The organism is Flavobacterium sp. AK-345, assembly GCF_058310175.1.
This window is the reverse complement of sequence record NZ_JBZEER010000001.1, coordinates 866,424-880,285: the sequence shown is the minus strand read 5'-3', so window position 1 is coordinate 880,285 and position 13,862 is coordinate 866,424. Positions and strand designations below refer to the sequence as shown.

Sequence of the window (13,862 nt, the reverse complement as noted above, 5' to 3'; positions counted from 1 at the left end):
GAGCTTTTAAGATCTGTTATTTTGAGCAAGGGCGACCTATGTCGTTTTTGAACCTATGTTTTTATGTTTTATATAAATCACAAACAGGAAAAAAATCAAATAACCAAATGAAAAATATCATCATAACAGTAATGCTGCTCTTTTACGGAAGCATTTTTGGACAAATGTACAATCCCGTAAAATGGAGTACAGCGGTCGAAAAAATTTCTGAAAAAGAATATCTTTTAAAAGCCGAAGCCACAATACAAGCTGGCTGGCATTTGTACGGACAATATATTGAAGAAGGCGGGCCATCGCCAACAGCTTTTACTTTCAAAAAGAAAAACTTCGAATTATTGGGTAAAACTACCGAAGGAAAAGGACACGAAGTAGTCGATAAAATCTTCGATATGAAAATTAAATATTTTGAAGGTAAAGCGCTTTTTACACAAAAAATAAAATTTACTTCGGATGCTGTTTCGAATATTGCGGCTGAAGTTGAATTCATGGTTTGTGATGATAGCAATTGTTTGCCACCGTCTTCGGAAGAATTAGTATTTAAAATTCCGAATGCTAAGAATGTGGCTTCTGCTGAAGAAAATGTTGCTGTAAAAAAAGATAAAATGGATACTGATAAAAAGAATGACTCAAAAGGTTTGCTGAGCATTTTTATTATAGCATTTTTATCCGGTTTTGCAGCTTTGTTAACGCCTTGCGTATTTCCAATGATTCCAATGACAGTAAGTTATTTTACAAAACAAAGTAAAACGAAAGCTGCAGGAATTAGAAACGCCTTAATTTACGGGTTCTCAATCGTAATTATTTACGTTTTATTAGGTTCGATTGTAACGGCGGTTTTTGGTGCCGATTCTCTAAATGCACTTTCTACAAATGTTTGGTTCAATATTATTTTCTTTGTTTTATTGGTTGTTTTTGCCTCTTCTTTTTTGGGTGCTTTCGAAATTATGCTGCCCAATGCATTAGCCAACAAAGTCGATTCGCAAGCAGACAGAGGAGGGCTTATTGGTATTTTCTTTATGGCTTTGGCTTTGGCAATTGTATCATTTTCATGTACGGGCCCAATCGTGGGAACTTTATTGGTCGAAGCAGCTTCAAAAGGCGGAATTGCACCAATTGTTGGAATGTTAGGATTTTCAATAGCGATTGCATTGCCTTTTTCATTATTTGCCGCTTTTCCCGGTTGGCTGAATGCTTTGCCAAAATCTGGCGGATGGTTAAACACCGTTAAAGTAGTTTTAGGATTTCTGGAATTGGCTTTGGCTTTTAAATTTCTATCAAATGCCGATTTGGTTCTGCAATTGCATTGGCTGGAAAGAGAAGTATTTTTAACGATTTGGATTGCCGTTTTCGGAACATTGGCTTTTTATTTATTCGGAAAAATTACACTTCCTCATGATTCACCCTTAAATCATATTTCTGTTGGACGATTAAGTTTAGGATTGCTTGTTTTAAGTTTTACCATTTATTTAATTCCCGGGCTTTTTGGAGCTCCTTTAAAATTAATAAGTGGTTTTCCGCCGCCAATGCATTACAGTGAATCTCCATACGGAGTTGGTTTTTCTAAAAATACAGGAACAGCAAATAAAGAAAGCTTACCCGAAGGTGCAGAATACGGTCCGCAGGATATTATCACCTTTCATGATTATGATAAAGGGATGGAATTTGCCAAAAAAACAGGCAAACCGGTTTTGCTCGATTTTACAGGTTATGCTTGCGTAAATTGCCGAAAAATGGAAGAATTGGTTTGGTCTGATCCAAAAGTTTTGGGCGTTTTGAAAAATGATGTGGTTTTGATTTCCTTATATGTTGATGATAAAAAAGAGCTGCCGGAAAGCGAGCAATATACATCTGAAACTACAGGAAAAAAAATCAAAACGATTGGTAACAAATGGAGCGATTTACAAATAAAAACCTATAAAGCAAACGCACAGCCATTTTATGTAATTGTAGATCATAAAAGTGCAAATTTAACAGAACCTTCAGCCTATAATCCTGATATTGAGAATTATTACAATTGGCTGAATTGGGGAATTAAAAACTTTAAAAAATAAGTTGTTTTTAAGATATAAAAGTAATGAATACTATTTTGAATAAACCGGAAACGAGTCAGCTCGAAGAATATTTTTCTGAATTCAGAGAAAATACAATTGGCGCAAATCATCATTTTGAATCTATTTACGGAAAACAAAAACTGTTGTACGCAGATTGGATTGCCAGCGGAAGGTTATACACTCCGATTGAGCAAATCATGTGTACCAAAATTGGTCCCATGATTGCCAATACACATTCATTTTCAAGCCAGACGGGAAAAGCTTCAACTTATGCTTATAATCATGCGAGAGATTTAATTAAAAAGCATGTCAATGCCAATGAATCTGATGTTTTGGTGACAACCGGAACGGGAATGACGGCAGCTTTATCAAAATTACAGCGAATAATGGGTTTGCGTTCTGCAGATAATATTTATAGTCTGCAACTGCTTCATGAAGATGAAAGACCAGTTGTTTTTATCACACATATGGAACATCATTCTAATCAGGTTCCGTGGTACGAAACTATGGCAGATGTTGTGGTTTTACCTGCCGATGAAAACAATTTAGCTGATCCCAAAATATTATCCGAAGAAATAAAAAAATATGCCAACAGAAGTTTAAAAATAGGTTCGTTTACGGCCTGTTCGAATGTTACGGGAATCATTACGCCGTATCATGAATTGGCTAAAATAATGCATCAAAACGGTGGATTTTGTTTTGTTGATTTTGCAGCTTCGGCACCGTATGTTTCAATCGATATGCATCCCGAAGATCCGGAAGAACGACTGGATGCAATTTTCTTTTCTCCACATAAATTCCTGGGCGGTCCCGGAACTTGCGGTGTTTTGGTTTTTAACGAAAAGCTGTATCAATCTAATTTTCCGGATAATCCGGGAGGAGGAAATGTAAAATGCACAAACCCCTGGGGCGAATATCATTACAGTGATGCCATAGAAGTTAAAGAAGATGGCGGAACTCCGGGATTTTTGCAGGTTATGCGTACTGCTTTGGCTTTGGAACTAAAACAAAAAATGGGAATCGAAAACATGAAAAACCGAGAAAAAGAGCTTTTGGATCTTTGTTTTTCTGAACTTCAAAAAATAAACGGTTTGTCTCTTTTAGGAGATTTAAAAACAGAGCGAATTGGCTGTGTTTCTTTTGTTATAGAAAACATTCATTACAATTTAATAGTACGACTTTTAAATGATCGTTTCGGAATTCAGGTTCGTGGCGGCTGGTCTTGTGCAAGTACTTATGCTCATTATTTATTTGGTATTGATGAAGAAAAATCAAAAGCGATTACAAACGGAATTCTTCAGAAAAACTTGACTGATAAACCGGGTTGGGTTCGTATATCATTACATCCAACAATGACAAATGAGGAGCTTTTATTTATTTGTGATTCCATTCAAAAAGTAGGTTTAAATTATGAAGAATGGCAAAAGAATTATCAATATAATCCTTGTACAAATGAGTTTGATAATTTAATAAAAGAAGAAACAATTTGTGAGGATGTAAAACTTTGGTTTTCTTTTTAAAAACTCACTTTATTTTAAGAACAGTAAGCGGATGAAGATAATTCATCCGCTTTTTTTTTATGAAGTTTTTTTATAATTAAAACATTGTTTTTATTTAGAATGGTTAAAAATAATTTGGATAAAAAGATTTTAGCAATTACTTTTGTCAGAAATTTTAATATCATAACCAAAATGAACATCACAACCATAAAGAAAATTCTGTTTAGTTTATTGTTTCTGACCTCATTAACAATGTTAGGACAGGAAACGGGAAAAGTAAGCGGGAAAATTGTCCTTAGCGGAAATACTCCTGCAGATAATATTACTGTTCGTCTTAAAGGAACAAAATACAATGCAGTTACCAATGATAAAGGGCAATACGAGATAAAAAATGTAAAACCGGCAAATTATACAATTAGTATAAAATCAGTTGGTATAAATTCTGTAGAAGATAATATTGTCGTAACTGCTGGTCAGACAACAATTAAAAATTTCTCTCTTTCTGAGAGCAAAGAAGATCTTGATGAAGTAGTAATTACCAAAAATAAATACAAACAGGATAAGCCTTCTTTATCTTTAAGATTACAAACTCCGGTACTTGAAATTCCGCAAAACATTCAGATTGTAAGTGGTCAAACCTTAAAAGACCAACAAATTACAAGTATGAGCGACGGTGTTATTCGTAATGTGAGCGGTGCTGTGCGTTTAGAACATTGGGGAGATTTATATACAAATATTACGATGCGTGGTTCTCAAATTCAGGCTTTCCGTAATGGTTTCAACGTGGTATCTTCTTTTTGGGGACCACTTACTGAAGATATGAGTTTTGTAGATCATATCGAATTTGTAAAAGGACCGGCAGGATTTATGCTTTCAAGCGGTGATCCTAGTGGACTTTATAATGTAGTAACTAAAAAACCAACCGGAATTACAAAAGGCGAAGTTTCTGCATTAGTTGGAAGTTATGATTTTTACAGAGTAAGTCTTGACCTTGACGGGAAACTGGACAAAAAAGGAAAATTATTGTACAGATTTAACGGAGCTGCGCAAAAGAAAGGTTCTCACAGGCCTTTTGAACACAACGACCGTTATGTAATTGCTCCGGTAATTTCATATCAAATTGATGATAAAACAAAATTAACTGCAGAATATAATTTTCAGTATGCAAATATGACCGAAGTTGGTTCTTATTATGTTTTTGGTGCTGATTCCGGAGGATATGCAACAACTCCTGTAGATTTTACAATGACACAGCCAGGATTGCCGGATACTAATATTCAGGATCATAGTGGTTACCTGATGTTTGAACATAAGTTTGATGACAATTGGAAACTTACAGCACAAACTTCTTATTTTAAATATTTACAACAAGGATACAGTTCATGGCCAAGTACGGTAGGACCAACTGTTGATGGAAGCTTAGGTACCGGTGAAATCATTAGAAATGTTGGTATTTGGGATGCGGAAAGCAATATGTATTTAGGACAAATATTTCTTAACGGAAAATTTAATACGGGACCAATCACCCATAAAGTATTAGGAGGTATAGATTTAGCAAGTAAAGATTATATGGCAGATTGGGGACAAGCTCACGATCTTGATACAGTAGACGATCCATTTAATGTAAATAACCCAGATTATGGCACTCCATCAAACGGACTTCCTAATTTTGATCATACAACGCCTCTTAGTGTTAGAGCTGCTGCAGCGGGTGGAATTATGAGTTCAGAATATGCTGCCGGTTATGTTCAGGATGAGTTAGGATTTTTTGAAAACAAATTAAGGGTAACTCTTGCGGCAAGATACACCTGGATTAGCCAGACAAGTTGGGGAGAAACTCAGGCGGATAGTCATATTACGCCACGTGCGGGTATCAGTTTTTCTGTAACTGATAATCTGGCCGTTTACGGATTATATGATCAGGCATTTTTGCCTCAATCAGGTATTATTCTTAACGGAGATAAAGTGAAACCTCTTACGGGTAGTAATATCGAATTTGGTATAAAAAAAGACTGGTTTGACGGATCCTGGAATACTTCATTATCGGCTTACCGAATTATAAAAGAAAATGAACTTACTGCAGATCCTAACAATGGTCCAAATGATCCGTATAAAATTGTATTAGGAGAAAAAAGAGCTGAAGGTTTTGAATTTGATGTTAGAGGAAAATTATTAGACGGATTGAATCTTATCGCTAATTATGCTTTTACAGAATCAATAGTTACAGAATCTAATATTTTAACTGTAGGCTCAGTTGTTCCCGGATATGCTAAACATACCGCAAATGCGTGGTTAAACTATACTGTTCAAAGCGGTAAAATCAAAGGATTTGGCGCTTCTATTGGAGGAACTTTCCTTGCAGGACGTCAAACTGATACATGGAGCCCGGGAGCAGAAAGATTGCCGGACTATTTTAAACTTGACGGAGGTTTGTCTTATGAAATTGGAAAAGTGAAAGTTACTGCCAATGTGTTTAATATTTTGGATAAATACCTTTACAGTGGATCTTATTATGAATGGCTTAATGCTTATTACTGGCAAACAGAAGCTCCAAGAAATTTTAGAGTTGGTGTTACTTATAAATTCTAATATTTTTTTAGAATTCTGATTAAAAAGCATGCGGTTTCGCATGCTTTTTTTTGTGGCATTTTTATAAACTGTGAGGTTACTTTGCGGGAGACGCACTGCTGTGCGCCTCTACGATATGCGTTGTGTAGATATTTTTGTGTGGATACGTGGTATTAGATGTTTATGTTTTTTTATTTCGGCAATTATTGTTCAAATGTTCACCACAAATTATGTTCAATCTATATCGTAGAGACGCACAGCAGTGCGTCTACGTTCCAATAATCCGCATTTTATTTCAATTAGGATATTCGGCAATTATTGTTCAAATGTTCACCACAAATTATGTTCAATCTATACGGTAGAGACGCACAGCAGTGCGTCTGCGTTCCAGTAATCCGCATTTTATCTCTATTAGAATATCCGAAAAAACAAAAATCGACCTTATAAAATTATTATTTAAATAAAAAAACAAAGCGGGAGACGCACTGCTGTGCGCCTCTACGATATGCGTTGTGTAGATGTTTTTGTGTAGATATTTGGTAGTCGTGTTTATGTTTTTTATTTCGACTATTATTGTTTTGTTGCAGGTTGAAAATTTCTATAAACTGTGAGGTTACTTTGCGGGAGACGCACTGCTGTGCACCTCTACGATGTGCGTTGTGCAGATATGTGTCTCTACAATATGCGTTGTGTAGATATTTTTGTGCGATATTTTTTGTGTGGATACGTGGTATTAGATGTTTATGTTTTTTTATTTCGGCAATTATTGTTCAAATGTTCACCACAAATTATGTTCAATCTATATCGTAGAGACGCACAGCAGTGCGTCTACGTTCCAATAATCCGCATTTTATTCCAATTAGAATATTTGAAAAATATTATTCAAATGTTCACGACAAATTATGTTCAATCTATATCGTAGAGACGCGCAGCAGTGCGTCTACGTTCCAATAATCCGCATTTTATTCCAATTAGAATATTTGAAAAATATTATTCAAATGTTCACGACAAATTATGTTCAATCTATATCGTAGAGACGCACAGCAGTGCGTCTACGTTCCAATAATCCGCATTTTATTCCAATTAGAATATTTGAAAAATATTATTCAAATGTTCACGACAAATTATGTTCAATCTATATCGTAGAGACGCGCAGCAGTGCGTCTGCGTTCCAATAATCCGCATTTTATCTCAATTAGAATATTCGAAAAACAAACAAAAATCGACCTTATAAAAATTATCATTTAAATAAAAAAACAAAGCCGGTTTCCCCCCAAGAAACCGGCTTCATTAATTAACTAAATTAAGATTAACGCAAGGCAAATCGTAATTTAAGGCCATACGAAACTAGTCGCACATCGTTTGCATATGGAGTTTCCAATACGCTGCTATATTGTAATTGCACAGGCAATTCAGGATTGTATTGCACCAGGTTTTTATTATTGTTTTTGTCATAGATATTATTTAGGCCGTAATCTAAATAAACACCGATGTAAATAGAACTTCTGTCTCCGATTTTTTGTTTTAGACCAGTTTCAAAAGTGGCAGAGTAAGATACATCTGTATCAATATCCTGTTTGTTGGCTGTAACATTATCTGTGCTGGCAAAACCGGCAAATGCAGGACTAAATAATTCTACATTATATTGCGGATAATAACCGCTTGTAGTTAGATTTTGCATTTTGGTTTCGTAAGTTCCGCTTGTTGCAAATCCAATTTTTGCTCCTGCTGCAACATATAATTGTGATGTTCCGGGAGTTTCAAATTGAATGCCTATTGGAATATTAATGTAACCCAATTTTTGCTCTTCTCTTAGATTTGTTGCTTTATATCTGAACTGAAAATTTTCATCTTCGGCATCTGTAGTCATATATTGTCCTGCCAAATAACCAAATTTTGCATCAGAATTATAAGTTTGATATTCTACACCAATTCCAATACTTAAACCTTCGTTTAAATAATAAGAATAACGAATTCCTGCATTAATACCATTTCCGTATACTGTTTCTCCAGCTGAATTATATTTCAGGAAGGAAAAAGGCCCGCCTACAGAGATTGATATTTCCTGCTTTTTATCCTGGCCATAACTATTCAGGCAAATTATTAAAAGCCCGGCTATGGTTAATGATTTTATAGGATTGCTTATATATTTTTTCATCTTAAAGTTATATTAGCCAGTATCATTTTTATCTGATACTGGCGGGTTTATTTATTTTACAATTACTTTGAATGATTTTTTTATGTTCGCACTTTCAAGAACTACGAGATACATATTGCTTTCAGTCGTTGCAGGTAATTGTATTTCAGTTATTACTGAAGATGACTGAACTGTTTTAACCAGTTTTCCTGAAACAGAATAAAGTGAAATCTGCATATTTGCCAGATCTTCTGCTGGAAAATCGGCTTCTACGGTAAGAACTTTTCCAACTTGAACAGGGTTAGGATAAAGTTTGGCCTGAAATGAATTTTGTATTACAATTGTCGATCCACAGGTTTGAAGTACTTTTCCATCTTTGGTAGTCATTTTTACACTATATGATGCAGTTGGGTCCAATACATTATTAGAATCATTTCCTGCAGTATAATATTGACCGGTTCCTATCAATTGACCGTTTTTAAACCATTGGTATGCAGTAAACTCATAACCGCCATTTGTTTGAGGGTTGTTGTTTACAAGAAGTACATTGTTGAATTTTTGTTTCACAATATCATAGAAACCAAATGGTTTTTCTACTTTGATAGTATAATTAGCAGTAGTACTTCCATCTTCTGAAGTAATGGTTACGTTTTGCGTATAAATTCCCGGTTTAGGAGTTTGAACCGTAAAATTGGCAGATGGTGTTATTGTTGCATTTGTACTGTTTAAAATAGCGATGTTTGGATTGTTTTCTCCACATTCCATTACATACGTAATATTTTTTGCAGGATCGCTATACACTTCACCATTGATAGTGATACTTGTAATCGAAACATCGTTGTTTTTAATCACCAGAGTTTGAGAAACAGAAACGGCTGGCAAATAGTTGTCATCACCATCCTGATGGGCAGTAATTTCCAATTGTCCGGATCTTATCAGACTCACTAAACCACTCGCAGACACGTTTGCCGGAGGAAGTGCAGAAGTATAAGTAAACGAATAACGAATTGGTAAACCTGAATTTGATGTAGCTTCTAAACTGAAATCATTATTAATTCCAAGGATTCTCGCTGCTAAAGCTCCAAAAGTAATTTGTTGAGGCGCTTTTTTGATTTCAAGCTCTGCAGTAAGCGTAATTGGTGAACAATTTGGCGAACTTACAGAAGGTGATACTATTGCAGTAACTGAATAGAAACCTGCATCAACAGCTCCGTTTGATGTTCCTGTTGATGGAGTAGTGGTATAAACTACGCTTGCTCCGGCAGGAAGATTTGCAACTTCTATCGTATGAACACTTCCATTGTAAGTGAATTCTGCATCAGTAAAAGTTACCTGATCTAAAGGAGAAGCTATTACATTAATATTTTGTTGCTGAGTTGCAGTATTTCCGCTATCATCAGTATAAGTCCAGTTAATAACATAATTACCAACTGCAGTATAACTTAAAGGATCGGCTGTTGTTGCAGTTATAATTCCTGAACAATTATCAGTCGCTGTTGGTATAGCAATTTCGGCCGGTAAAACTGAACAATAATTCGTAATATCAGGAAGATTTGTTACATCTGGTACCGGTAACGTCACATCTGGAATTGTAGTTATCGTTACCGTTTCGGTTAATGTACAGCTATTTGCATCTGTTACAGTTACGGTATAAGTTCCTGCTGCCAAGCCCGAAGCTATATCTGCAGTTCCTCCTGATGGAGCCCATGAATAAGTATAAGAACTAGTTCCACCGCTTACGTTTACTGTGGCAGAACCATCACTTTGTCCATTACAAGAAACATTAACTTGTGATGTTGTTGCTGCAAGTATATTAGGTTCTGTTATAGTAACAGTTGCTGTAGTTTGACATAGGTTAGCATCGGTTACAGTTACAGTATAAGTACCTGCAGATAATCCTGATGCTGTTGCAGCAGTTCCGCCAGATGGAGACCATACATAAGTATATGCACCAGTTCCGCCTGTTGCACTTACAGAAGCAGATCCGTTAGATCCTCCATTACAGGAAACATTTGTTTGAGAGAATGTAGTAGCCAGGGCAGCTGGCTCAGTTAATGTAAAACTTTGTGTTGTCTGACATAAGTTAACATCTGTAATCGTTACTGTGTAAGTGCCTGCAGTTAATCCCGATGCAGTTGCAGCAGTTCCACCAGATGGTGACCATGAATAAGTGTAACCTCCCGTTCCGCCTGTTACGATTACAGAAGCAGATCCGTTTGATCCTGCGTTACATGAAATATTTGTTTGTGAAGGTGTAACTGTTAAAGCAGTAGGTTCAGTTATTGTAAAGTTTTTTACAATTGAACAGCCATTTGAAGAAGTTATTGTTACCGAATAATTTCCTGCAGTAAGTCCTGTTGCTGTATCTGCATTTCCTCCGGCAGGTGACCAAACATAAGTAAACGGACCAGGAGCACCAGAAGGCACAACGGTTGCTGTTCCTGTATTGCTTCCATTACATAAAATATCTGTTTGAGATGTTGTAGCAACTAATGTATTTGTTGTGGTTACAGTAAAGTTTTTTGTAACTGTACATCCGTTAGCATCTGTAATTAAACAGCTAACATTTCCATTGCTTAATCCAGTTACTGTTTGCGTTGTTTCGCCAGAAGGGGACCATAGATAATTATATGGTGAGGTACCACCTACAGGCCCTACGGCTGCCTGACCTCCAGTTGTACAAGTTGCATTAATTAGCGTTGTAGTAGCATTTAAGACTGCAGGCTGATTAATTGTAAAGGTTTTAGTTAAAGTACATCCGTTAGCATCTGTAATTAAACAATTGTAGTTTCCAGCTGCTAACCCTGTTGCTGTACCAGCCGTGCCGCCAGAAGGTGACCATATGTATGAATATGCTCCTGTCCCTCCTGAAACAATTACTGATGCCGTTCCGCTGGCACTTCCATTACAAAGTGCATCAGTTTTTGCTGTTGAGGCTACTAAAACTGAAGGTTGACCTACAGTAACGGTTGCAGTGGTTTGACATGTGTTAGCATCTGTAACAGTGACAGTATAGGTTCCTGCCGCAAGACCTGAAGCCGTTGCACCAGTTCCGCCAGATGGCGACCATGAATAAGTATAACCCGGAGTACCTCCGGATGCATTTACAGTAGCAGTACCATTCGTACCTCCATTACATGAAACATCTGTTTTTACTGCAGTTGCCGAAAATAGAGGAGGTGTGTTTATTGTTAAGTTTTTAACTAATGTACAGCCATTTGCATCTGTAATTGTGCAGGTATAATTACCGGCAGGTCGTCCTGTAATAGTTGCTGTAGTACCACCAAGAGGCGCCCATGAATAAGCATATCCTGATGTTCCACCTGAAACTGTTACAGAAGCACTTCCGTTAGATCCTCCAAAACAACTAACACCAACTGTTGCAGTAGTTGCAGATAAAATTGCTGCCGGCTGAGTAATTGAAAAAGTTTGTGTTGCTATACATCCGTTAGCATCCGTAACCGTAACTGTATAAGTTCCTGCTGTAAGCCCTGTTGCTGTTGCAGCAGTTCCTCCAGATGGCGCCCATGAATAAGTATATCCCGGAGTTCCACCAGTTACATTTACCGTTGCAGATCCTGTGGCCTCACCACGACATCCAATATTTGTCTGTGCACTCGGTGTAGCTATCAATGCACTTGGCTGATTGATAGTAAAAGTTCTTGTAGTCTGACACAGATTAGCATCTTTAATCGTAACCGTATAAGTTCCCGCTGTAAGTCCTGTTGCTGTTGCAGCAGTTCCGCCAGATGGCGACCATGAATAGGTATAAGCACCAGTTCCGCCTGTTACATTTACTGTTGCAGATCCTGTTGCAGCTCCATTACATAATATATCAGTTTGTGAAGTTGTTACAGAAAATGGAGTAGGTTGTGAGATTGCAAAATTTTGAGTTACCTGACATGAGTTTGCATCTGTAATCGTAACCGTATAATTTCCCTGAGAAAGTCCCGATGCTGTAGCAGCCGTTCCTCCAGATGGAGACCATGAATACGTATATCCTCCTGCGCCTCCTGTAGCTGTAACAGTTGCAGATCCGTTAGCACCTCCATTACAGCTTACATTAGTTATTGTGCCTTGAGAAGCTGATAAAACCGATGGCTGTGCTACTATAATATTACTTACAAGTTTTGTACATGCATTCGCATCTGTAATTGTCACACTATAAGTTCCAGCGGTAAGTCCGGTAATAGCAGAAGTTGTTGCTCCTGTATTCCATAAATAAGTATATCCGGGAGTACCTCCGGATGCTGTAACACTGGCAACACCATTAGATCCTCCAAAACATGCCACTTGAGTTGTAGCTGGAGTTCCGTTAAGTACTGGCGGCTGTGTTATATTAAAAGTTCTTGTAATTTGTGTCGATTCACCATCTGTAATGGTTACCGTATAAGAGCCAACACCAAGTCCTGTTGCTGAAGCATTCGTACCTCCGGATGGAGCCCATGCATAAGTATAAGGAGTAGTACCGCCAGTTACTACAACAGAGGCAGAACCATTAGTACCGCCATTACAGCTAATATTTGTCTGTGGAGTTGATGAGGTACTCAAAGCCGCTCCTGTAGTAAAGGTTAAATCACTTCCGTAACCGGTACCTCCACTATTTGTTGCATAAGCTCTAAAATGAATAGTTGTAGCAGGAGGAAGTCCTGTTATAACATTTGAAAATGTTCCTGTACCATTTCCAATTTGAACAGTATTATTTGTAACAATAACAGGATTTGCTGTTGTAGCCCAAACTATTCCTCTTACAATACTTGCATCACCACCATCTGCAGTTACCACACCACCAAGTGTTGCAGAAACAGATTTAATAGTTCCGGCTGCGGTAGTTGTAACTGTTGGTGCGACTGCGGTAGTAATTGCCGGAACAGGGTAACTTACAGGAGTTATAGTATAATTAACGGTGGGGTCATGAGACCAATTTGTATAGGTATTAATACTTGTCATTATATCGAGAGCAGTACCAGTTAATGTTCCGGTAAATTTGCTATTTGCAACTTCAGGACCAGGTGCCGGAAATAAAGAAATACAATTTAAACCATTGGTTAAACCTAATGGCTGAGCACTTCCGGGACCTCCACTTGTAGTTGAAAGATTCCATTTGGTTGTAGCATCATAATCAGCAGAATTATATTCTCCATGAATACCTGCAATAAAAGTGGGCAGATTTGGTAAAATAGGCAAAACACCACTTGCTGACTGGTAAGCCAAAATCTGGTCACCGGCAGAAAGATTAAAACCAGTATAACCAGGAGCATAACCAATACCTGTTGTTCCGGTCACTGTAAATACATCAGGAGTTGTTTCCATAACAGAAACAACAGTTCCTACCGGAGTTACTCCGGGACCGGGTACTATCCATTGCAAATGTGTTTCAGTACTTCCAGCTACCCAGGTTCCGTTACCCCAGCCACGTTCAGTAAAATAGATTACTGTACCTGCAGGTATATCTTTTAATGTGATAAAAGAAAAGCCATCCAGAGGACTGGTATTGTAGCCAATAAAAGCTATATCGCCCGCTGCTAAAGTCTGTGACTTTGCATTTTGATGCACAAAAAATGTACATAAGAGCATAATGAATAATAGTAATTTTTTTTTCATAAT

5 protein-coding genes are annotated in these 13,862 nt (G+C 37.1%); 3 read left to right on the top strand and 2 right to left on the bottom strand.

What is annotated here, in order from left to right:
* The first annotated feature begins 107 nt into the window (after window positions 1-107).
* From AC4FQ3_RS03970 to AC4FQ3_RS03960, 3 genes are all read left to right on the top strand, one after another.
* Window positions 108-2,051: a protein-disulfide reductase DsbD family protein gene (locus AC4FQ3_RS03970; protein WP_491180954.1), complete on the top strand. Its 1,944-nt coding sequence runs from the start codon at window positions 108-110 to the stop codon at window positions 2,049-2,051.
* A gap of 23 nt (window positions 2,052-2,074) precedes the next feature.
* Window positions 2,075-3,571 (top strand): aminotransferase class V-fold PLP-dependent enzyme, encoded by a 1,497-nt coding sequence (locus AC4FQ3_RS03965; RefSeq protein ID WP_491180953.1) that lies wholly within the window; start codon window positions 2,075-2,077, stop codon window positions 3,569-3,571.
* Window positions 3,572-3,742: 171 nt separating this feature from the next.
* Entirely contained in the window at window positions 3,743-6,139 is a 2,397-nt protein-coding gene (locus AC4FQ3_RS03960; protein WP_491180952.1) for a TonB-dependent siderophore receptor, read from the top strand.
* Between the two features lie 1,288 nt (window positions 6,140-7,427).
* Here the strand turns inward: AC4FQ3_RS03960 and AC4FQ3_RS03955 are convergent.
* Complete coding sequence (locus AC4FQ3_RS03955) at window positions 7,428-8,276, bottom strand: outer membrane beta-barrel protein (RefSeq protein WP_491180951.1); 849 nt, start codon at window positions 8,274-8,276, stop codon at window positions 7,428-7,430.
* Window positions 8,277-8,327: 51 nt separating this feature from the next.
* The gene (locus AC4FQ3_RS03950; RefSeq protein ID WP_491180950.1) at window positions 8,328-13,859 is read right to left on the bottom strand and encodes a T9SS type A sorting domain-containing protein; all 5,532 of its coding nucleotides are present in this window, start codon (window positions 13,857-13,859) and stop codon (window positions 8,328-8,330) included.
* Between the last annotated feature and the right edge of the window lie 3 nt (window positions 13,860-13,862).